This window comes from Chryseobacterium sp. 1B4, assembly GCF_036631475.1.
GTDB lineage: Bacteria > Bacteroidota > Bacteroidia > Flavobacteriales > Weeksellaceae > Chryseobacterium.
The window spans coordinates 483,385-506,517 of sequence record NZ_JAPNUF010000007.1 but is presented as its reverse complement, the minus strand read 5'-3'; the positions used below and the strand labels follow the sequence as shown (position 1 = coordinate 506,517).

General features: G+C 38.8%; 21 protein-coding genes and 2 pseudogenes. 18 read left to right on the top strand and 5 right to left on the bottom strand.

Annotated features, from left to right (window positions below):
- The first annotated feature begins 53 nt into the window (after window positions 1-53).
- Window positions 54-824, top strand: coding sequence for an MBL fold metallo-hydrolase (locus OWR28_RS11865; protein WP_332386775.1), 771 nt, complete (start codon window positions 54-56; stop codon window positions 822-824).
- 76 nt (window positions 825-900) lie between these two features.
- On the opposite strand, the gene OWR28_RS11860 is transcribed toward OWR28_RS11865, so the two are convergent.
- Window positions 901-2,118 (bottom strand): MFS transporter, encoded by a 1,218-nt coding sequence (locus OWR28_RS11860; RefSeq protein WP_332386774.1) that lies wholly within the window; start codon window positions 2,116-2,118, stop codon window positions 901-903.
- A 71-nt stretch (window positions 2,119-2,189) separates the two neighbouring features.
- Between OWR28_RS11860 and OWR28_RS11855 the strand changes: the two genes are divergently transcribed.
- The 14 genes and pseudogenes from OWR28_RS11855 to OWR28_RS11775 all read left to right on the top strand — a co-directional run bounded on the left by OWR28_RS11855 (window position 2,190) and on the right by OWR28_RS11775 (window position 16,191).
- Complete coding sequence (locus tag OWR28_RS11855) at window positions 2,190-2,801, top strand: AraC family ligand binding domain-containing protein (protein ID WP_332386773.1); 612 nt, start codon at window positions 2,190-2,192, stop codon at window positions 2,799-2,801.
- A 14-nt stretch (window positions 2,802-2,815) separates the two neighbouring features.
- Entirely contained in the window at window positions 2,816-2,977 is a 162-nt protein-coding gene (locus tag OWR28_RS11850; protein WP_332386771.1) for a hypothetical protein, read from the top strand.
- Between the two features lie 558 nt (window positions 2,978-3,535).
- Window positions 3,536-4,144, top strand: coding sequence for a hypothetical protein (locus OWR28_RS11845; protein WP_332386770.1), 609 nt, complete (start codon window positions 3,536-3,538; stop codon window positions 4,142-4,144).
- An 85-nt stretch (window positions 4,145-4,229) separates the two neighbouring features.
- The gene (locus OWR28_RS11840; RefSeq protein ID WP_332386769.1) at window positions 4,230-5,225 is read left to right on the top strand and encodes an MFS transporter; all 996 of its coding nucleotides are present in this window, start codon (window positions 4,230-4,232) and stop codon (window positions 5,223-5,225) included.
- A gap of 8 nt (window positions 5,226-5,233) precedes the next feature.
- Window positions 5,234-5,404 carry a hypothetical protein gene (locus OWR28_RS11835; protein WP_332386768.1) on the top strand — a complete coding sequence of 57 codons (171 nt, stop codon included), beginning with the start codon at window positions 5,234-5,236 and terminating at the stop codon, window positions 5,402-5,404.
- A gap of 2 nt (window positions 5,405-5,406) precedes the next feature.
- Complete coding sequence (locus OWR28_RS11830; RefSeq protein WP_332386767.1) at window positions 5,407-6,171, top strand: siderophore-interacting protein; 765 nt, start codon at window positions 5,407-5,409, stop codon at window positions 6,169-6,171.
- Window positions 6,172-6,238: 67 nt separating this feature from the next.
- The gene (locus OWR28_RS11825; RefSeq protein ID WP_332386766.1) at window positions 6,239-6,808 is read left to right on the top strand and encodes a Crp/Fnr family transcriptional regulator; all 570 of its coding nucleotides are present in this window, start codon (window positions 6,239-6,241) and stop codon (window positions 6,806-6,808) included.
- Between the two features lie 132 nt (window positions 6,809-6,940).
- Window positions 6,941-7,303 carry a hypothetical protein gene (locus tag OWR28_RS11820; protein WP_332386765.1) on the top strand — a complete coding sequence of 121 codons (363 nt, stop codon included), beginning with the start codon at window positions 6,941-6,943 and terminating at the stop codon, window positions 7,301-7,303.
- A 222-nt stretch (window positions 7,304-7,525) separates the two neighbouring features.
- Window positions 7,526-11,854: pseudogene (locus OWR28_RS11815) on the top strand (CusA/CzcA family heavy metal efflux RND transporter).
- 7 nt (window positions 11,855-11,861) lie between these two features.
- On the top strand, window positions 11,862-12,425 hold the full coding sequence (locus OWR28_RS11810) for a hypothetical protein (RefSeq protein WP_332386764.1): 564 nt from the start codon (window positions 11,862-11,864) through the stop codon (window positions 12,423-12,425).
- Window positions 12,426-12,478: 53 nt separating this feature from the next.
- Window positions 12,479-13,012, top strand: a complete 534-nt coding sequence (locus OWR28_RS11805; RefSeq protein ID WP_494168451.1) for an efflux RND transporter periplasmic adaptor subunit — start codon at window positions 12,479-12,481, stop codon at window positions 13,010-13,012.
- A 374-nt stretch (window positions 13,013-13,386) separates the two neighbouring features.
- Window positions 13,387-15,148: pseudogene (locus OWR28_RS26970) on the top strand (hypothetical protein).
- A 99-nt stretch (window positions 15,149-15,247) separates the two neighbouring features.
- Complete coding sequence (locus OWR28_RS11780; protein WP_332386759.1) at window positions 15,248-15,463, top strand: aldo/keto reductase; 216 nt, start codon at window positions 15,248-15,250, stop codon at window positions 15,461-15,463.
- A complete protein-coding gene (locus OWR28_RS11775; RefSeq protein ID WP_332386758.1) occupies window positions 15,460-16,191 on the top strand; it encodes an aldo/keto reductase in 732 nt (243 codons plus the stop codon). Before OWR28_RS11780 ends, OWR28_RS11775 begins: the two co-directional genes overlap by 4 nt.
- A 165-nt stretch (window positions 16,192-16,356) precedes the next feature.
- Here the strand turns inward: OWR28_RS11775 and OWR28_RS11770 are convergent, their stop codons facing one another.
- The 4 genes from OWR28_RS11770 to OWR28_RS11755 form a co-directional block, all read right to left on the bottom strand.
- On the bottom strand, window positions 16,357-18,135 hold the full coding sequence (locus tag OWR28_RS11770) for a chloride channel protein (protein ID WP_332386757.1): 1,779 nt from the start codon (window positions 18,133-18,135) through the stop codon (window positions 16,357-16,359).
- A 183-nt stretch (window positions 18,136-18,318) separates the two neighbouring features.
- Window positions 18,319-19,269: an SDR family oxidoreductase gene (locus OWR28_RS11765; protein ID WP_332386756.1), complete on the bottom strand. Its 951-nt coding sequence runs from the start codon at window positions 19,267-19,269 to the stop codon at window positions 18,319-18,321.
- A gap of 73 nt (window positions 19,270-19,342) precedes the next feature.
- On the bottom strand, window positions 19,343-19,834 hold the full coding sequence (locus OWR28_RS11760; protein WP_332386755.1) for a hypothetical protein: 492 nt from the start codon (window positions 19,832-19,834) through the stop codon (window positions 19,343-19,345).
- Entirely contained in the window at window positions 19,831-20,613 is a 783-nt protein-coding gene (locus OWR28_RS11755; protein ID WP_332386754.1) for an FAD-dependent oxidoreductase, read from the bottom strand. The genes OWR28_RS11760 and OWR28_RS11755 overlap by 4 nt, the downstream gene beginning before the upstream one ends.
- Window positions 20,614-20,838: 225 nt before the next feature.
- On the opposite strand from OWR28_RS11755, the gene OWR28_RS11750 reads away from it, so the two are divergent.
- From OWR28_RS11750 to OWR28_RS26965, 3 genes are all read left to right on the top strand, one after another.
- The gene (locus tag OWR28_RS11750) at window positions 20,839-21,828 is read left to right on the top strand and encodes an aldo/keto reductase (RefSeq protein WP_332386753.1); all 990 of its coding nucleotides are present in this window, start codon (window positions 20,839-20,841) and stop codon (window positions 21,826-21,828) included.
- Between the two features lie 188 nt (window positions 21,829-22,016).
- Entirely contained in the window at window positions 22,017-22,691 is a 675-nt protein-coding gene (locus OWR28_RS11745) for a response regulator transcription factor (protein WP_332386752.1), read from the top strand.
- 190 nt (window positions 22,692-22,881) lie between these two features.
- Window positions 22,882-23,130, top strand: coding sequence for a four helix bundle protein (locus tag OWR28_RS26965; RefSeq protein ID WP_494168465.1), 249 nt, complete (start codon window positions 22,882-22,884; stop codon window positions 23,128-23,130).
- Window positions 23,131-23,133 lie beyond the last annotated feature (3 nt).

Below are 23,133 nucleotides of genomic sequence, written 5' to 3'. Positions count from 1 at the left end.
TCGATTGTTTTACCATGGTCAAGTAATACCTTTGTTCAACAAAAATACCCAAAATGAAATTACAATTGTGGCGCAATGCAACATTACTACTGAATATTGATGGAATTTCTATTCTGGTAGATCCCATGCTGGGAGAGAAAGGTTCCAGAGGGAAAATGCCAATGACAGACAGCGAATTACTCAATCCTCTCGTAGACCTGCCTTTTAATAAAGAAGAATTAAATGAAAAATTAAAAAGCGTAGATGCGGTTGCTGTAACCCACCTTCACCCTGATCATTGGGACGCTGCTGCTATTGAACTTCTTGATAAAAATATTCCGGTCATCTGCCCGGCTATCATTTCGGAACAGATTGCAGGCCAGGGTTTCACAAACATTATTGCTGTCAATAATGATCCGGTTCAATTCAGAAATATTGAGATATCAACCACCAAAGGACAGCATGGAACCGGAGAAATCGGAGAAAAAATGGGAATCGTGAATGGTTTTGTATTTAAAACAGACAATAAATCAGTATACATCGCAGGAGATACCATCTGGTATGATGAAATTGCTCAGGAAATTGCTCAGCATCAGCCACAACACATCATTGTAGCAGGGGGAGCCGCTACTTTTTCCATAGGGGATCCCATTATTATGACCAGTGAAGACATACTGAAAGTCTGTGAATATGCTCCGGAGTCTACTGTTTGGGTAACTCACCTTGAAGCCGTAAGCCATTGTACGGAAGACAGAAAATTTATTAAGGAGAAAATCAATGAAAACGGCCTAGAGAAGAGATGTCTTGTACTTGATAACGGTGAAGAAGCTGAATTAAAATTTTAATTAGTAAACCTGTTTGAAAAAACAAAAAAAGAGACTGTCTCAAAAGTCAAATAATTTGGCTTTTGAGACAGTCTCTTTACCTTATGTCTTCATCTTCTACATATTTATTTCTCGCAGCCTTCATTCCAAAATAGAGCATTAACAATACTGCCAAACTCAATAAATAAAATGAGCTGTTCCAGGAAATATCCCAGTCATGCAGCTTACCAAATAATGGAGGACCAAAAGCGGCAATCAGATACCCTACCGACTGTGCCATACCTGATATTTTAACCGCATTCATGCTGCTTTTCGTTCTCGTGGAAAAGAACAGAATGGATAAGCTGAAAGACAATCCATTGGAAATCCCTATGAGTACAGCATTTACGTAAATCCATTGAGACTTCAGAAAGACAAACATCATGGTACTTCCGAACATCAGCGTGCAGATAAAAAGGATCATAGCTCTCTGATCTTTCATTTTACTGGCAATAATAGGACAACAGAACGTCACGGGAATCATCGTAACCTGAATCACAAAAAATACCCAGCCGGAATTTTCTCCCTGCATATGAAAATCAGCAAGAAATGAAGGCAGCCATGCCACCAGACAATAATAAAATAAAGACTGCAGCCCCATAAAAACACTGATATTCCATGCCTGAGCAGATCTGAACATATTAAAATCTGAAGTGCTGAGCGCCGTTTTGGGTTGATCAGAGTTTCTTTTATTGAATACGGATTCCAATGATAAAACAAGAAAACCCAGTGCTGCAATCGCCAGCCATATTCCCAGAGAGCCTTTCCATCCGAATCCTGTCCATTCTCCGATTTTCACGCTAAACCCTGAAGCCAGAGCCGCTGTAAGGTTCATGGATACAGCAAAAATCCCTGTCATGAGACCAATCTGTTTCGGAAAATTGTTTTTAACATATCCGGGAGTAACTACATTTCCAATGCTTATTCCCAAACCAATGAAGATAGAACCTAAAAATAAAAGCCAAAGGGATCCGCTGATTCTTAAAAATAAACCAAAGCTTAAAATTACCAGTGAATACATCAGCAGTTTACTGATTCCTAACTTATTGGAAAATCTGCTCACCAGGACAGAACAGGCCGCAAACATAAACAGTGGGATAGAAGTCAGTAAACTCACCTGAAAATTGTCCAGATTCAAGGCATCTCTCACTTCTCCCAACACAGGCGCAACTGCAACAATCGGGGAACGGAGATTGCCGGAAATCAATATAACGACCAGAACATTAATGATTAATAAAACATACGAAGTATTCTTTTTTACTTCATTCTTCATCATAATTAAAACTTTTGCGCAAAATTAGCGTAGTAATTTTGTTTAATTTTGCCAAAATTTTAACCTAAAACGACATGAGCGCGAACGACAGCATAAAAATAGATGAACTGAAGAAACCTTATTTCGTCTGGTTTGAAGAAAACTGGGTTCACGATGATGTATTTCACCACCATCAGAAAGGGCAGCTGGTCTATGTGGAAAGCGGCTTCCAGTATATCACTATTGAAGAAAAAATTTATCTTCTTCCGCAGAATCACGCTGTATGGATTCCCCCTAATGCCGTTCACAAAACGAATTCACATTCTGAAAAAATCAAGCTGATGATCATGTTTGCAGATATCAATATCAGTACGGATAATCCTTTTTATCAGGAGATCAATGTATTTTCCGTCCCTCCGGTTTTAAAAGAAATGATCAAATATTCCGAAAAATGGTCAAAGCTGATGAATTCAGATCATAATGAAAACCTTTTTCTGAAAGCGCTGTTCAATGAACTACCACGGTTTGTAGAGCATTCGCTGACCCTTCACATCAGTCTTCCGAAAGACAAACGCCTTACCAGAGTCATAGAACATCTTCACAGCCATTACCGGAATGAGATCAGGCTGGAAGATCTCAGTGACACAGCTCTTCTTTCTTTCCGTACACTGGAACGAATTTTCAAAAAGAAACAGGACTTACTTTAAGCAAATACCAGCAGATGCTTCGCATTATTAAAAGCCTGGAATTTTTAAGCTCTGGCACTCTTACGATTTCAGAAACAGCTTATGAAGTAGGGTATAAGAGTGTTCAGGCATTCACCAGAAGTTTTCAGGCTGTGATGCAGTTCAGGCCCACAGATTTCATTAAGACCATTCAATAAGCGCATAATATTCAACAAAAAAGGGAATTATTAACATCGCAAAACTTCATATATTCCTTTATATAAAAGCAATTAGCTATATTAAAAAAAGAAATATTTCACATTTCAATTATTTTTCCATTTCAATAGCCAATATTCGATTATGATATAATTGAAAATAAAAAGGTCTCCACGAATGGAGACCTTAAAAAAACACAAATGATGAAAAAAATTATTTCGATTCACAAATATAAACAAAAATCATATTATGCAAAACATCGTAAGCGCATTTTTTTTAAAAATTATTTATTTTAAATAAAAGTAATTATTTCCTAATTGTTTTTTATTTTCTTTAGGATTTATGAATTGGCAATATAAATACACAGCCTGTAAAATATAATTCGCTGTTATATGAATTGTGTGCCTGTTTTCTATCCAAAATAAGGAATTATAAAAAAGAATGATCACTGGAAAATGGATTATTTAAGTCCATAATCAAACATGTGTTTACCTTTTTTGTGACCCTGCTCATAAAATTCAGAATGGTTTTTGGATTAAATTGCTTAAAAACCTTATCATATGAGTCCAAAGATATTCAAAGGCGTTCCTGCACAAAAGTCCGGAGGTTTCCATGATACGGAAAGCAGAAAGGCATTTAAGCAGGATTTGATTCCGCTGAAATTCACCCTGTTAAAAGAAAGATTTTTCTCAGTGAATCAATGGGAAAGTTACAGCGGGAAAGCATTTGCAGCATTTAAATTGTACGATTCCGATGGTAATGCGGTCAACCGGGAACCTCAGAAAGGTGATTTTATCCGGATTGACATTCCGGGGCCGGGAGAACCTGAAGCCAGGGGATATGACTGGGTGGAAGTTACAGATATTTGTTTCTATCAGGACAGCTTTTCTGAAAGTATATCCATGACGTGCAGACCTTCCATAAATCCCCAGAATAAAAAAAACCGCCATATTGCCCATTTTTACGGTTCAGGAGCTACTTCCACCTTCATGATATCCAGAAGCCCTGATCATCTGAAAGCTGCAGTATACGGACGAAATGAAAGGCCTAATTTTAATGCAAAATTCTTTGATGTAATAAGAAATCTTTTCATTGCCATTCCCGGAATGTTCGGAGTTGCCAAAATACAATGGAAACAGCTTACTGATGGTTTTTTAGATTTTGATTAAAACCCCTGTACCTTTTTTGATCTAGATCAAAGTTTTGTGTTAGCTGTTCGGAGACCTTTGCACCCGAATATTTTAAACAAAATTTATGAGTACAACATTAGAAAAAGGGCAGACTATTAATTTCTACCAGGCGACCGCTCCGATTATTATTTCGGTATTCGGAGTTTACCTGACGATAGGAATTGCTTTGGGGGTACTTCCCAGCTTTGTCCAGAGCAGTTTAGGTTTTGACAGTATAATGGTGGGACTTGTCATTGGCCTTCAGTTCCTGTCGACACTTTTAACGCGGGCCTATTCCGGCAAAATCACAGATACAAAAGGAGCCAAGAAAAGTAAAATGTCCGGTGTGATACTGGCAGTGATTGCCGGAGCAGTTTATGTACTGGCTGTATTATTTCAGGCTCATCCAATGCTGGCACTTGCCTTTCTTTTACTGGCAAGAATTATTCATGGTGTAGGTGAAAGTTTTCTGGTTACAGGAGCATTAACCTGGGGAATAGGTCTCGTAGGGCACTCCAGCTCCGGAAAAGTAATGACCTGGAACGGTATCGCTATGTATGCGGGAATTGCTGTCGGAGCACCTGTCAGCATCTGGCTAAGCAAAGAATATAATATTCTGCCTGCTTTTGTTCTTATTGCTTTACTTCCGGTGATAAGCTGGCTTTCCACCGCAAAACTTCCTTCTATTCCTGTAGATCAAGAGCACGTAAGAACTCCTTTCTACAAGGTAATTGGTGCTATATCCGGACAGGGATTGAGTCTTGCTTTTTCATCGATGGCTTTTGGATGTATTGCTTCTTTTATTGCTTTATTTTTCTCACAGAAAAACTGGGGTGATGCTTCACTTGCCTTTATGATCTTCGGAGCATGCTATGTTCTGACCAGAATTTTATTTGCTTCTTTTCCTGATAAATACGGAGGTTTTAAGATTGCTTTACTTTCTCTGATGATCGAAGTAGCAGGACAGCTGCTGATCTGGACGTCTGCATCCAAAATATTGGCCATCATCGGATGTGGATTAACGGGTGTTGGATTTTCATTGGTTTTTCCTGCTCTGGGAGTGCTTGCAATCCAAAAGTAAATCCTCAGATGAGAGGAACAGCATTGGGTGCGTATGTGGCTTTCGTTGACCTTTCATTAGGACTGGCAGGACCCATTGCAGGATTAATCGCAGGCTGGTTTGATTATCAGACGGTGTATCTTTTCGGGGGCATCAGCTGTATAGTGTCTATTGTGATTTTACTAATAAATAAAAAATAAAAATGGAAAATTCTATAATTGCTCTGGCAGAGCAGACAAAGAAAATACGCTCTGCATTTATTGTTAAAAACAAACAATATCTTACTCCTCATCTTATCCGTGTGGTATTTGAAATAGATGATAAACAGGCTGAATCATTGGTTAATGTACGCTCCGGTTCAAATAACAAAATATTTATACCGGCAGAAAAGGGAAGTATTCCTTTTATAAGAACGTACACCAACAGAAAAATTGATCTGGAAAAGCGTGAATTAACTATAGATTTCATTGCTCATGGCGATGAAGGACCTGCTTCTGCATGGGCACTGAAAGCCAAGCAGGGTGATATATTGGAAATAGGGATGAAAGAAAGTACAAGACCTTTGGTTCCCGATGCTGATTTTTATCTGCTGGCAGGGGATGCTACAGCATTACCGGTCATTTGTGCCATAGCAGAACAGCTTCCGTCTTATGTAACAGCAAAATTCATATTGGAAGTTGCAGGCAGGGAAGATGAGCTTATCCTGTGTTCTGCCGCGGATATCTCGGTGGAATGGCTTCACAATCCTCACCCTGAGAACGGAAGCCGGCTTTCAGAAACAGTCAAATCGTTTCGGTTTCCACCCGGAGTCCTGAAAGAATATGTTTATATCGCAGCAGAATATACAACGGTGCAGGAGCTTCGCATCTATTTTAAAACAAATCTGAAACGGGACGCCCGTGCCATGTATGCCTGTTCCTACTGGAGAGCAGGGCAAGCGGAAGGGAAATCATCCGAAAGCACATAAGAAGCCGGAATAGCAGTAAGTTTTTTAACATATTTATTGCTAAATTTGCTGTGACTGATTTAAATAAATGGAAGACGTATTAGTTTCATATATTAAAAGCAAAATATCAATAACAGATGAAGAATTGAAAGTTATTCTTTCTTATTTCAAACCTGTCAAATTACAAAAGAACGAGCTTCTCGTTACCAATGTTCACTCTCCTAAGAAAACATTCTTTGTTGTAAAAGGCTGTTTACGGATATTTTATATTAATAAGGAGGGGCAGGATTCTACAAGATATTTTGCTTTTGAAAATCAGTTTGCCACAGCACTTCATACCTTTATTACTTCAGAACCTTCTGATGAGCTTCTTCAGGCTGTAGAAGATTCGGAGGTATATTACATTACCCACCAGGATTTTTATCATTTACTGGACATTATTCCCCAGTGGGAAAAATTTTACAGAATTTATATTGAAATTGCCTGTATAGCCAACACAAAAAGACTGATGTCGTTTATGGTGCAGGATGCTCTTGAAAAATATAAACAGCTACTGGAAGAAAATCCGATTATTGTACGTCGGCTTTCTAATAAAATGGTGGCATCCTATCTTAATATTTCACAGGAAACACTAAGCAGACTGAAATCCAGGCTTTAATTTTTGTTTGATGAATCTAACATTATTTGAAATAACTATTATTTATTTAAACCATTTTTAAACTAGATTAAATTCTCAAAAATTTAATACTACAGCCTTCTCAGGAAAAATTTAAGCCTTATATTTGCATCAATGTTAAAATGGTTCTCCATATTATGCTCAATGATGTATGTGCTGGCTACCACCAATGCGGGGGAAGTACTGAAAGTACCTATGTTTGTTGAACATTTCATGGAATACCAGGGAAGTCTTTCGGAATTTGTCATGGAACATTATGATAACCATAAGCAGGATTCTGACTGGGATACAGACCAGAAGCTGCCGTTTATCAATCCTCCTATTGTACTGACTGTACATGCCCAGCTTCCGGAACTGATATTCGAAATAAAAAAACCTAAAGAAATTACGGTTTCAAAGAAAACCAGTATTTACAAGGAAAAAGATTTTTCCCATCAGTACCTTTCTCAGATTTTCCAGCCTCCGCGGTTTTCTTAATTGATTCTATACTGAAATTGCTTTATTCTTAAAGCATTCCATTTATTATTATATATCAACTTAACCTGTTGTGCATGATAACGTTGTTTATGATGTAGTACTACCTTTATTTTCTTACGATATGCTGATGAGGCCGGAAGGTTTCCAGTCGCTGTCTGTGAACAAATGAAGATTTCACTCAGGAACGGTTTTGCCGTCAGGTTATCCATTAATAGTTTTTTCATGTTAAATAAAATTATTGAGTTTTCTGTAAAGAATAAACTCATCATTGCTCTGTTTACAGTGGGGCTTGTGCTTTTTGGGATCTACGAAACCACGAAACTTCCCATTGATGCTCAGCCGGATATCACCAATAATCAGGTTCAGATCATTACAACGGCACCTTCTTACGGTGCGGCAGATATAGAACGCCTAGTTACGTTTCCTATTGAACAGGCTACCAGCAATATCAGCGGAATTACAGAGCTGAGAAGCTTTTCACGTTTCGGACTTTCATTAGTGACCGTAGTTTTTGATGACAATACAGATGTATACTGGGCACGCCAGCAGGTACAGGAGCGCCTGCAGCTTGTTCAGGACAATATCCCGGCAGGAATTGGCAAGCCGGAATTAGGGCCTATTTCAACAGGATTGGGAGAAATTTTCCAGTATGTGGTAAGAGCCAAAAAAGGTTATGAAAATGTATATGATGAAACGGAGCTGAGGACAATTCAGGACTGGGTAGTCAGAAGACAGCTTCTTGGAACCAAAGGAGTAGCAGATGTCAGCAGTTTCGGAGGGAAACTGAAACAGTATGAAATTGCTATTAATCCTAATCAGTTACAGGCATTTAATATCAATATCAATGATGTTTTTGCTGCCCTTGAGAAAAACAATCAGAATACGGGAGGAGCTTATATTGAAAAGAAGGAAACTGTTTTGTTCATCCGAAGTGAAGGGCTTCTGGGAAGTACGGAAGATATCGGGAACATTCAGGTAGCGGAAACCCGGGAAAACATTCCGGTGCATATCAAAGATGTAGCCTCCGTAAAGATAGGTTATGCGACAAGATATGGTGCTATGACCTATAATGATACCGGAGAAGTATCCGGAGCTATCGTTTTGATGCTGAAAGGAGAGAATGCCAATGTAGTGATCGGAAATATTAAAGAAAGACTGGAAAAAATTCAGGAATCATTACCGGAAGGAGTCGTAATTGAACCTTTCCTTGACCGTGCCAAAATGGTGAACAATACAATCAGTACTGTAAAAACAAATCTGATGGAAGGCGCACTGATCGTGGTTTTTATCCTTGTCTTATTTTTAGGAAACTTCAGGGCAGGATTACTGGTAGCTTCTGTAATTCCCTTGGCTATGCTTTTGCCATTATCATGATGAACATCTTTGGTGTGGGAGGGAACCTGATGAGCCTTGGAGCGCTTGATTTCGGGCTTATTGTAGACGGGGCCGTTATTATTGTAGAATCAGTGCTGCACCAGCTCGCCCACAAAAAGCATTTCGGGAAAGACAATATGCTCAGCAAAAAGGAAATGGATGACCAGGTTTCAGGCTCTGCTACCAAAATGGTTAACAGTGCTGTTTTCGGACAGATCATTATTTTAATTGTATATCTTCCGATTTTTACACTTCAGGGGATTGAAGGAAAGATGTTCAAGCCTATGGCACAGACGGTTGCTTTTGCGCTGATCGGTGCATTTATACTTTCTCTGACGTATATTCCGATGATGAGTTCTTTGGTATTAAGCAGAAAAAAGAAAGAAAAAGAAAACATTTCAGACCGTGTCATGGGTAAAGTGGAAACAGCCCACCAGAAGCTCCTGATGAAAGCACTTAAATACAGAAAAACAATAATCCTAAGTGTGCTGATCCTTTTTACAGGTGCTGTGTTTACCCTTTCCCGAATGGGAGGAGAGTTTATTCCGTCTTTGAAGAAGGTGACTTTGCCGTTGAAATGAGAATCCTTCAGGGAAGCAACATCAACGAAACAAAAAAGCAACTACACAGGCCGGGCACATCCTTTTAACACAGTTTCCCGAAGTAGAAAAAGTAGTGACCAAAATCGGTAGTGCTGAAATTCCCACAGAGCCCATGCCTATGGACGCCGGAGATATTATCATTGTTCTGAAACCTAAAAAGGAATGGACTTCTGCCAAAACATTTCCGGAGCTTTCTGATAAAATGAGTAAGGCACTAAGCGTTATTCCGGGATTGACAACCAGCTTCCAGTTTCCTGTACAAATGCGTTTCAATGAGCTGATGACAGGAGCAAGACAGGATGTAGTGTGCAAGATTTATGGAGAGGATCTGGACAGCCTTGCTTCGTATGCAAAAAAGATGGGAAGCATCATCAATACGGTAAAAGGTGCCCAGGATCTTTATATTGAGCCTGTGGTGGGCGCTCCACAGGTTGTTATCGATTATAACCGTCCTGAACTGTCCCGTTATAATATTTCAGTAGCAGATATCAACAGAGTGATCAACATGGCTTTTGCAGGCCAGACCGCAGGCGCTTTATATGAAGGTGAGAAGAAGTTTGATATCGTGGTCCGGATGGATAATGAACATAAAAAAGATATTACAAGCATTCAAAATCTTCTGGTACCTACCGCTTCGGGAGAACAGATTCCTTTATCACAGCTGGCTAAAGTAGAACTTAAAAACAGTCCGAACCAGATTCAGAGGGAAGATACAAAAGGAGAATCATTGTAGGTTTTAATGTAAGAGGAAGAGATGTTCAGAGTATTGTGGAAGAACTTCAGCAAAAAGCAGGCAAAAGCCTTAAACTGTCACCCGGATATACTGTTTCGTACGGCGGTGCCTTTGAAAACCTGAATGAAGCTAAAGCAAGGCTTGGAGTTGCAGTTCCTATTTCATTAGTAATGATTTTCCTTTTGTTATTCTTTGCCTTCGGTTCTGTAAAACACAGCTTACTGATCTACACAGCCATTCCTTTATCTGCCATCGGAGGGGTTTATTTTCTGGCATTGAGAGGGATGCCTTTCAGCATCAGTGCAGGCGTAGGGTTTATAGCATTATTCGGAGTTGCAGTGCTTAATGGAATTGTTTTGATATCAGAGTTTAACCGATTGAAAAAGAACGGAATAACCAACACCAGCAGAATTGTACTGATGGGAACAAAAATCAGGCTTCGCCCGGTCTTGATGACAGCTTTTGTTGCTTCTTTAGGGTTCCTTCCTATGGCCATCAGCAATGGTGCGGGAGCGGAAGTACAGAGACCTTTGGCAACCGTAGTAATCGGTGGTTTGATGCTTGCAACCCTTTTAACCTTGTTTGTACTTCCTATTCTGTACGTCCTTTTTGAACATATTAATAAAAATAAAATGAAATTTTCTAAAAAATCCAACTATAAAAAACTGTCTGTTTTCTTACTGATGATCACCTTTGGAAGTTATCAGGCTCAGGAAAATATTACTTACGACCAGGCTTTGGAAAAAGCATACCTGCAAAATGGCACTCTTAAAAACTCAAAATTAGTATCAGATTATCAGAAAAGCTGAAAGCCAGCTATCTGGATATCCCGCAGCTTGAAGTTACCGGAGGGTTTGGACAGATTCAGGGTGAGGAAACCGATAATTCATTCGGAATTTCTCAGCGATTCAGTTTTCCGACAGTATATTCAAAAAGAAAGCAGATGCTGGATGCCGAATGGTCTGCCAGTATTATCAATCAGAATCTGACAAAGGCACAGCTTACCAAAGAAGTGACAGATGTTTTCTACAGAATATTGGTCCTTCAGGAAAAGAAAAAGTGCTGGAATACATCAGCCAGCTGTACAATAATTTTGCTGATAAAGCAGGATTAAGATTAAAAAAGGAGAAGCCAATATCCTGGAAGAATCCACAGCAGAAATCCAGAAAGAACAGGTAAAAGTACAGCTGAATACTATTGAAAATGACCTGAACATAGCAAAACTTCAGCTTCAGTTGTTACTTCAATCCGAAACGCCTTACCAGCCTATAGCTGATAAACCAACGATAAATATGGGTCTTCAGATCTCTGAAGAAATGGTAAGGCAGCATCCGGAGTTACAATATCTGCAGCAACAGATCAAAGTAGGAGAAGCAGAAGTACAGCTGGAAAAAAGCAGACTGCTTCCGGATCTTCTTGTAGGATATACCAATCAGAGCATGAAAAATATCAATAATAACCGCTTCAATTCGGTTCAGGTGGGTGTGGGAATTCCGCTATTTACAAAAGGGCAAAGAGCTTGGCAAAAGCAGCACAGACAAAAATTGCCATCTCTGAAAACCAGTACAGGAGAAAAGAAATTGAGCTTAAAAACAGGTTAAACCAACAGCTGGCCAATTATATGAATCAACAGCAGGTCATTGAAAATTATGAACAAAAACAGCTTCCAAAATCTGAAACGATTTTAAAAACAGCACAGAAACAGATGGAAGTGGGAGAAATTGATTACCTGGATTGGGTAATCCTCGTGAACCAGGCCGTAAAACCAAAGCAGATTATATTGACCAGCTGGAAAAGCTCAATCAGACCGGAGCGGAACTTCAATTCTTAATTTCAAAATAATAACGTCATGCATTTCAAGAATATATCACTATACAGCCTTGCTTTAACGCTCACTTTATCTTCATGCTCAGGAAAGAAAGAGGAAGAAAAAACAGTTTATGAAAACACAAAATTTGCTAAAAACAATGAAAATACAGTCCATCTTACTGAAAAACAGATCCAGTCTGTAGGATTGACAACCACCACAGTTCAGGACAGAAATATGGAAAAGCTCGTGAGACTGAATGGGAAAGCAGAAATTGCACCATCTCACATCAGCTTGGTTTCCAGTATTATGGGAGGGCATATCAAGTCTATCAATGTGATTAACGGGAGTCATTTCAGCAAAGGACAGGTGCTTGCTGTGGTAGAGGATCCGCAGTTTATACAGCTTCAGCAGGATTATCTGGTGACAAAAGCCCAGCTCGAAGCGGCAAGATTGAATTATAACCGGCAGAAAGATCTTAATACCAGCAAGGCCAGCAGTGATAAAACGATGCAGACCGCTCAGGCTGAATATTCCACCCTGAATGCGACCTTAAAAGGTCTTGAGGAAAAGCTCAGAATCATCGGAATCAATGCCAAAGGCTGAGTACGGGAAATATCAGAAGCAAGATTAATATCTATGCTCCGTTTACAGGTTTTGTGAGCAAAATTCTTGTGAATAACGGACAATATATCAACCCGTCAGATACTTTATTTGAGCTGATTAATCCAGCCGGATTATTGTTAGAATTAAAGGTTTTTGAAAATGATGTAAATGATGTGAAAGCCGGGCAGGAGATTTTGGTTTACAACAATCAGAATCCGGATGTGAAATCAAGTGCTAAAATTGTCAGTGTAGTTCCAAGCATCGAAAACGGAGGTTCAGCAACTGCAGTAGCCAGATTATCATCTGTAAATACGGAATTTGTAAAAGGTATGTATGTGAATGCCGAAGTCAATATCAGCAGCCGTTCTACCCAGGGACTTCCCAACGAAGCAGTAGTTTCTTTTGAAAACAAAAATTATGTTTTTGAAGACCTTGGAAAATCCAATTATAAAATGATTCCCGTAGCAGCCGGAATTTCAGATGATCAGTTTACAGAGATTTTAAAAGCAGATCCCTTAAAGGATAAAAAGATTGTACGGAAAGGTGCTTACAGCCTTCTGATGATGCTTAAAAACAAAGCGGAATAATTAAAATGAAACCACAAAAGTCACAAAGCTTTTATCTTGAAACACTTTAGTGCACTTAATAATGACGCAGAAAATTTTCATAAGCGAAAATCAAAGATTTTCAAAAACTTAGGTGTACTATATGTTTAAGCAAGCTTCTTATGAAACATACAAGAAGAAAAGATCAGTTATCCAACTGATCTTTTTTATTTCAAACAACTTAAAAATGACATTTGACATGTTTTTCACATCCAAAGTATTATTTAACGCATAATTCATTTTAAAATAATATTTTTATAGCAGTGAATAGTTGTAAAGGATTTTTAGATAAAATAAAAAGAAATTTTATCAAAACTTTATGACAAAAAACTTTGCACAATTTCCATATTCCGGTAATGGGACTGGCTTATACGATAGACAGCCCGATTCGTGTTGCGCAGTATGGAATATCTTCTGTGATCTCCATCATTGATGATGAAATCCTTGAGAAGATGAAGAACTTTTACAATAAAAAGTTCAATCTTGACTATTTCGGTATCTCTGCAAAAACAGAAGATTACAGAGCCAGAAGAATTACAGCCTATCTGGATATGGTGGATGATATCGTGAATGAAAAATTTGAATCTTTCAAACAGGAAATCAGCAGAAATAAAGAGGCTTTGAAAGACTTCATAGCTATGCTTCCCAATACTTCAGACCTCAAAAACAGCCTTCAAAACCTTATCCATCAGAAAGACAACTGGAGTTCCCATATTAAAAGTTTCATTGAATCCAATTTAAATCCCGGAAGTATTGATGTTAACATCATGACGAAAGTAGATAAGGATAATTATCATCAGAACCAACAGCTGCCGGTCATGTATAACGACGCTCACGCTTCCTTCGGGGTTTGCCAAAAGCAAACTTTCATCATCTGTGGTGCTTTCTGCAGGAATGAATCCCCGTCTGTACAGCTATATGGAAGAATTTGAAGATTTTTTCCCGGATGAAAACGGAAAGCTCAGAAAGAAAATCATCCTTAAAGTGAGTGACTTCCGTTCTGCCATGATCCAGGGAAATTTTCTGGCTAAAAAGGATTGTGGGTTTCGGAATACAGGATAGAATCCGGACTGAATTGCGGGGGACATGCCTTTGCTACCGAAGGAATGCTTCTCGGACCGATTATGGAAGAATTCAAGCAGAAAAAACGATCTTATACAATCCGCTCATTCCTTAATGATAACAGCTTTGAAGCAAAAGGAAAATTTGTGGTGTCTGAGCCTTTAGAAATGAAAATTACCGTTCAGGGTGGAGTAGGAACTTCCGAAGAACATGAGTTCTTATTAACCAATTATAATGTTGACAGCGTAGGTGGGGATCACCCTTTTACTGGTACCTGAAGCTACTTCTGTAGATGCCGAAACCCGTAATCTGCTTGTACAATCAAAAGAACAGGATTTTTACCTCAGTAATATGTCGCCATTGGGAGTACCCTTTAACACGGTAAAAGGAACCTCCAATGAAAAACTGAGATATGTAAAAGAATCACAAGGCAAATATGGAAGCTCATGCCCGAAGAAACTTCTCGCTTTGAGTAAAGAGTTTTCTCCGGAAGGAACCTGCACAGCTTCCAGAAAGTATCAGGATATCAAACTGAAAGAACTTTATAGTGAAAAAGAAACGCTGACAGAGGCGGAATTTGAAAAAAGAAAGGCTGCAATCACCGATAAAGCCTGTCTGTGTGTGGGACTTGTGAATGCCGCTTATATGGAACAAAACCTTGAAATCAAAGGCGAAAAGCAAGGTGTTGTGATATGTCCCGGACCGAACATTGCCTTTTTTGACAAGGAAGTGTCTCTTTCAGACATGGTGAAACATATTTATGGAAATACCAATATTCTTCCCGATAACCACCGTCCGAATATGTTCATTAACGAACTGAAAATGTATGTGGATTATCTGAGAAAGGAAATTACTGATTCAGCAGTACAGATCACCCATTCGCAAACCAGGAAATGGAATACTTTCAGGAAAAATGTACTCGAAGGTATAGAATATTATCATAATCTTTTTAAAAACTCTTCATATTTCAGAAATAAATTATCTGTGATCAGTCTTCAGCTGGAGGAATACAAACTTCAGCTTATGGCCATTGAGATTCCACAGGTTGAAAAATAACTATACTCATTTATAATAACTATAGCAGAAATGGCTATTTTAAATATTCTCAGGGCTTAATATTCCCTACCTTAGAAGTCATTTAGTAAAATTATTTTTATGGAAAAAAGAAAGATCAAAAACACTGATTTAACGATTGCACCAATTAATTTCGGAGGAAATGTTTTTGGATGGACCCTGGATGAGAAACAGTCATTTGATATACTGGACCGTTTTACGGAAGCAGGATTCAACTTTATAGATACAGCAGATACGTATTCATGGTGGGTTAACGGGAAAGGGGACAATCTGAAGAAATCATCGGAAAGTGGATGAAAAGCCGTAACAACCGTAACGATATTGTTTTGGCAACAAAAGTAGGTTCACAAACAAAAGAACATGGCTTCGATATCAGCAGAAAGCATATCTTAAAATCCGTAGATGAGTCGCTGCAAAGACTTCAGACTGATCATATTGATCTCTATTATACCCATTTTGATGACGATACCACTCCGGTAGAAGAAACACTGTCCGCTTATGATGAGATTATTAAAGCAGGAAAAGTACGTTATATTGCAGCTTCCAATCTGTCGCCGGAACGTCTGAAAGCATCATTTGACGCGGCAGAAAAGAATAACCTTCCTAAATATGTTGCATTGCAGCCGCATTATAACCTGATGGAAAGAGAAGGTTTTGAGCAAAATTATGCACCTCTGGCGGAACAGCTAGATTTAAGTGTATTTCCATATTGGTCTCTCGCAGCAGGCTTTTTAACTGGTAAATACCGTAATGAGGGAGATCTTGCAAAAAGTACGAGAGGTGAAGGCGTAAGAAAGTATTTAAATGACAAAGGACTTAAGGTTTTAAAAGCTTTGGACCAGGTAAGTGCCAGGCATAACACCACCCAGGGAACTGTTTCTCTGGCATGGCTCTTATCAAATCCACTGATCACGGCACCTATTGTAAGTGCTACGAGTGCATCACAGCTGGAAACAATATTCAATGCGCCGAGCCTTGTTTTGGATCAGGAAGATATTGATCTGCTGAATAACGCAAGCAGCTAATTTTTTCGACTTTCATTACAGATTAAAAAGAAATCCGTTCAGCAATTGAACGGATTTTTTGTGATTCGACGATACTGACCACCCCGTCAAAAATTCTTTGAATTTTCGCCACTCCTCCGGCGGAAGGGAATTGAGTTCTTCAGTTGTCCTATTGTATGTCAATATCTAATCAGAGTATTCTTTCAGAAGCTGTCTGTAGCTCATTAATATCGATGATTTTGAAATAAAACCGATAAAATCATTGGTACCACTCACTACCGGAAGGTTCCATACACCGGTATCATCAAAAGTCTGGAGAATTTCCAGTAGTTTATTTTCGCGGTGAAGGACTGCCGGCGGTGCTTTCATAATCTGGGTAACCGATTGGGAAATTTCAATTTCTTTATTAAAGAGATAAGGTCTTATATCGTCCAGGGTAAGCACGCCCTTGAGCTTTCTGTTATCATCCACAACAGCAAAAATATTTTTATCTCCGTTTTTAACCATTTCAAACAGTTCCGTAACAGAAGCGTTCTGATTGATGGTCTGAGAGTATTGATCAATAAAATCCTCCGTTCTTAAAGCAAAGAGCAGGTTTTTATCATGCTTATTGGTGAATATTTTGCCCTGATCTGCCAAAGATTTCAGTTCAGGAGAAATCGGGGAGAACCATTTGGCAATAAGATAAGATATTACGGAAACGATCATCAGCGGAATAAACAAATCATACCCGAAACTGGATTCTGCGATCAGAAATATTGCAGTAAGCGGGGCATACAGTACACCGCTCATCGCTCCCGCCATTCCTACCAGAACAAGATTAGTCACAGGAACATCTGTAAATCCCAGATGCTGGCACACCAGTGCAAACAAGTACCCTAAAGTTCCGCCTGCAAAAAGAGACGGGGCAAAATTTCCTCCGTTTCCACCACTGAATATGGTAAAAGAAGTAGCAAAAGCTTTTAAAAGCAGAACCAGAACTAAAAATATGATAATCGTCCAGTCACCGATTTCAAAATATCTGAAAAAACTGTTTTCAATAATAGAGTAGGTATTCCCGTTGGTAAAGGCTTTCACGGTTTCATACCCTTCCCCGAACAAAGGAGGAAAAAGAACACACAAAAGCGAAAGAACAGCCCCTCCAAACATCGCTTTGCGCATTCTTGAAAGCTGAAGTCCCTTTATGAAATGTTCCACTTTTTGAGAAATAACCACAAAATAACGGGCATATAAACCTGTAACAATTCCTAAGATAAGATAATAGGGTACATTTTTATAATTGAAAGCATCTCTGGTATAAAACCTGAAAAGCACATCTTCCTGAAGTAAAATTCTTGACAAAAGACTTCCGCAGACTGCTGCTACCACCAAAGGGATAAAGTCTGTAAAAACCACTCCGGTCAGAAGAATTTCAAAAGCAAACATAATCCCTGCAATAGGCGCGTTGAATGCTGAAGCAATCCCCGCAGTAGCACCGGCGGCCAGCAGCAAAGTACGTTCTTTATAACTTAGCCTGTAGGTTTGCGCATAATTTGAGCCAATAGCAGCTCCGGTCACAGCAATAGGACTTTCCAGTCCGGCAGAGCCACCCAATCCTACAGTTACGGCACTCTGTATCACCTGGGAATACATTTTAACGGAAGCCACAATACTGGAATTCTGTGCAATCTCATACAGGATAGCCCCGATCCCTTTACGGTCCTGCCCTTTGAAAAGTGTCAGAACAATCATGGTAGTCAGGACAATCCCTAAAAAAGGAAAAACGATATAGAATAAAATCTGATATTCAAAATGTACCTTATTGGTAATAAAATAATGAATATTGTGTACCAGCGTTTTCAGGATCACCCCTGCAAGGCCGGCAGTACAGCCTACAAGAATCCCGGAAAGCACAAGAAACTGGTTTCTGCTGAGCCTGTTGTTCAGCCAATGCAGAATAAGCTCATAACTGCGTGCTTTTTCCAATCCGTATTTCTGGAAATCTCTTTTAAATTTAAGGAAGCTCAGGTACTTTTTTTGTTGTGAATTTTCACCTTGGAAACATTTTTATGCTGCTATGAAACAGATACAGCTCCGTAAATTTATGAAATATCTTACAAAAAACAGCTTTTTCAACGTCTGTCCTGTCAATTTCCTCCCTGTTTATGATTATTCTGTCTTACCGGATTTTCCTGATAAAAGTATGCCTGCAGCCATGGCTCCTATAATTCCGGCCCCAGCCCATAGCAAAGTTTTAGGAAAAGAAAACAGTGTTTTTCCATCTATTCCCATATTTCCTTTGGACGGCTCCAAAACATTTCCTCCGGTTTTATTATCTTTATTAGCATTCTTCATCACCATACGCATCCCTGCTGAAGATAGATACCGGATGATTCCGGGAATTATTTCATATAAATTTTTGAAAACAATGGCAGACCAGTCCGGATAGATAACTTCTTTTGGATTTTTAGCCGTCTTTACAATAGCCGCAGCCAGTTCCCGGGGATCAAAAGAGGGTGGAGGGGTACTCAGTTTTATTCCTGAATAATTGGCAGCATGCTCTATTCCGGAAGATTTCTGAAAACCGGGATACAGCGCACAGATATGGATATCCGGAAAATCTGAGACCTCTCCCTGTAATGTTTCCACCATACCACGAACCCCGTATTTTGAGGCTGTATAGGCTGTTCCATACGGTGCAGGCATCCATCCGCCAATAGAAATATTATTGAGCAGTACTCCTTTTTTCTGCTTCTTAAAAACAGGAAGTACCGCATGAGCAGAATGCATATATCCGAGAAGATTTGTTTTAACAATCTGGTCTGTAACGTCTGCCGGAACTTCCTCAAATTTACCAAAGGCGAGCACTCCGGCATTATTTACCCAATAATCAATCTTACCACTGAATTCAAGGGCTTCCCTGACAAGATTCTGAACATCTTCAGCTACGGAAGTATCTGTAGGTACTGCAATCACGGTAGCACCAAGCTTTCTGCATAATTCTGCCGTATCTTTAAGTGCGTCTTCACCTCTTGCTGCCAGAACAAGATCTGCACCCTGTTCTGCAAAAGCTTCTGCCGTGGCTTTACCAACTCCGCTTGAAGCTCCTGTAATAACCACTGTTTCTCCGAAAAAGGAGGTCTTCTTTGATTTTTCATACTATAAGATTTAAGTGTTGGTATTTGTTATGTAGTTATCCGTTGCCTGTTGTATTTCTTTTCGGGAAAAGAATAAGCCTGATGGATGGATTGTTGGTGATAAATAAACGGAACCAGTCCACTGCCAGCTGAATTTTGTTTTTGAACCCTACAAGAGGAATAATGTGAATAAAAAGCCAGGTGAGCCAAGCGATAAATCCATTAAAGGAATGCTTCGGAAGATCCACTACAGCATTATATTTTGAAATGATAGCCATACTTCCTTTATCATTGTAATGGAACTGCTCCAGGACTTTTCCATCTTCTATGCGCTTGAAATTTGCGGCAAGATTTTTACCCTGCTGAATGGCAACCTGAGCCAGCTGAGGATGCCCCTTCGGATATTTTTCCTCTGAAAGCATCAGTGCTATGTCTCCCAACGCATAAATATTACTGGTTCCTTCTACTTTATTATAGGCATCCACCAGAATTCTCCTTCCTTTTCCGATACTGTTTTCCGGTAATCCAGGGACTTCTTTTCCGATCACTCCGAAGTCCAGATCAGCGTTTCTGTCTCAATAATGCTTCCGTCGCTTAAGATGACTTTGTTATCTGTATAATCTTTTACAGAAACATTCAATAAAATTTTTACACCTAATTCTTTCAGTTTTTCATAAGCTGTCTTCTGAGCCAGCTGACTCATCGGGGAAAGAAGGGTAGGCAGTGCGTCTATAAGATAAAGATTGGAAAGGCCTAACTTAATTTCCGGATATTCTTTCTGAGCAATATACCTTCCCATCTCTGCAAGCATTCCTGCCAATTCCACCCCTGTAGGGCCACCGCCTGCAATAACAATGTTCTGAAGCTTTTCGGCTTCCTTGATATCTTTGTTTCGGGCAGCTTCTTCAAGGGTCAGCAGGATATGATTTCTCAGGTAGAGCGCTTCTTCGATATTTTTCATCGGCAGTGCACATTTTCTTACATTTTCCATTCCGAAAAAGTTGGATTCTGTTCCCAGTGCCAATACCAGATAATCATAACCCAGGGTGCCGGTATCGGTATCTATTGTTTTATTTTCAGGATTTACCCTAAGCAGGCTGCCCATATGGAATTTCACATTTTTATTGTTTGAAAACAGCTTTCTGAAAGGGTAGCTGATATTGGAAGCCTCTATAAAAGAAGTGGCCACCTGATAGATAAGGGGTGGAAAAAAATGATAATTATTCTTATCGACCAGCGTTATTTTGAACCGTTTATCATTTTTGAGAGATTTGATAAGGTTAATACCCGCAAATCCTCCTCCTACGATTAGAATATGCTTTTTCATATGAAGTAATTTATTGAAATGGTGTATCATATTTCATTCAATAACAGGACCAAAGAAGCGATAAAAAAAACATTTAACATAATATTTAAAATATCAAAAGAAGCCTTATATCATTACCCATTAAGGATTTCAAAAGGTTGAATGCTATCTTTACCTTTAACGTTTCCATTATATCTGCACGATGTTTGCAGCCTGTTTATAACCAACACCATAAAATATTTCAATATGAAAACAGACATTTTAACAGAAAAACACCGACTGGGAATTGGTGGAGTAGCGATCGGAACTGCTTTCGAAAATATCACAGATGAGCAGGCTCATGAAATTCTGCAGACAGCATGGAATACAGGCATCAGATATTATGATACTTCTCCATGGTATGGATTAACAAAAAGCGAAAGAAGATTTGGAAGTTTCCTGAAAGAACAGGAACGGAATGATTTTGTTTTTTCAACCAAAGTGGGAAGACTTTTCCGTGAAGTGCCTGAAGCTGAGGTACCGCCTACTATGTGGAAAAATCCGTTGCATTATGATTTCCGTCATGATTATACTGCTGATGCTGTACAGAGGTCAATTGAAGAAAGCCTGAAAAGGACCGGACTGAACCATATTGATATCGTTTATATTCATGATTTATCTGAAGATCAGGTAGGAGACCGTTATCCCTATTTTCTGGAACAGGCAAGAAAGGGTGCTTTTAAAATTCTTTCCGAGCTTAGGGATCAGGGTGTCATAAAAGCCTGGGGAATGGGTGTTAACAAAATAGAACCTATCTTAGACTGTATTGAATCTGCTGATCCGGATATCTGTCTTTCCGCAACGCAATATTCTATCCTTGAGCATGAAGATGCTGTGGACCGTCTTCTTCCTGCTGTAAGAAAAGCTGGTGTAAAACTGGTTTCAGGCGCAGGATACAATTCAGGATATGTGACAGGAAGGGAACGTTACAATTATAAAGACGTCATCCCGAAAGGAATGAGTGAAAAGCGGGAAAGAATCACTTCCATTGCTGAAAAGTATACTATAAGTCTTGTTGATGCGGCACTCCATTTTGTACTGGCAGCTGATGAATTTGCATCCATTATCCCGGGAGCCAGCAAGCCTGAACAGGTAAAAGATAATATGTATGCCCTTAACACTGCTATTCCTGCTGAATTCTGGAAAGAATTAAAAAGTGAAAAGCTGATCTATGAAAAAGCCCAGGTTCCGGGATAAAAATAACAGGATAGAAAATCAAATAGCGTTGGGAAATGCAATGAAGAAAAGAGTTTTGTATGTAAAATATTCAACAAATAAGGATTTTATCAGAGACAAAATCCTTATTTGCATATCGTAATCAGAAATTTATATTGCAGATGCATTATATTCAAAATTTCTTCAAAATTTAATGATAGATTTATCGCATGAAAATTCTGATTGTTGAAGACGAAGCCGAGCTTGCTCAAAGTATTTCCGAATATCTGTCCGGAGAAAATTACCTCTGTGAACATGCCCCCACATTTGATGAAGCCATGAATAAAACAGAGGCTTTTGATTATGATTGTATTTTGCTGGACATCATGCTTCCGGACGGTAATGGTCTGAAAATTCTGGAAGAATTAAAGAAACAGCAGAAACAGGACGGTGTCATTATTATTTCTGCCAAAAACGCGCTGGATGATAAAATTGAAGGCCTGAAGCTGGGAGCCGATGACTATCTTACCAAACCTTTTCATCTTTCTGAGCTGATGGCAAGGGTATATTCTGTGATCCGCCGGAAACAGTTCAACAGCTCCAACGTAGTGAAGCAAAATGAGCTTCAGATAGATCTGCTGGCTAAAACAGTGGCAGTAAATAATGAATCGATTTCATTAACGAAAAAAGAATTTGATCTCTTGATTTATTTTATCGGAAATAAAAATAAAGTGATCTCTAAAAGTACACTTGCAGAACACCTTTCCGGAGATCTGGCAGATATGCTTGATAATCATGATTTTGTTTACGCTCACGTAAAAAACCTTAAGAAAAAACTGTATGATGCGGGATGCGGACATTATCTTAAAACGGTGTACGGAACAGGGTATAAGTGGGAAAACTAAGATAATGATGAATGATGAATGATAAATTATTAATGATGATTAACCATGAGTGAAAAGAGAAATGTGTTGAAAGATAAAAGTTTTGATTTTGCAATTAGGATTATTAATCTTTATAAATATCTTTACTTCTAAGAATGAATATGTTCTGAGTAAACAGTTATTAAGAAGCTGAACAGCAGTAGGAGCTTTAATAAGAGAATCACAGAATGCAGAAAGTAAAGCAGACTTTATCCATAAACTTGCTATTGCCCAAAAAGAATGTGATGAATCTATTTACCGGATTGAGCTTTTATTTCACACAGATTATTTATCATCCACTGAATATGAAAGTATCAGTAATGAATCCACAGAAATATTAAAAATACTCCGTAGTATTATTATTACAACCAAGAATAAATACAAAAGCACAAAACAAAAATTCATAATTCATAATTCATAATTC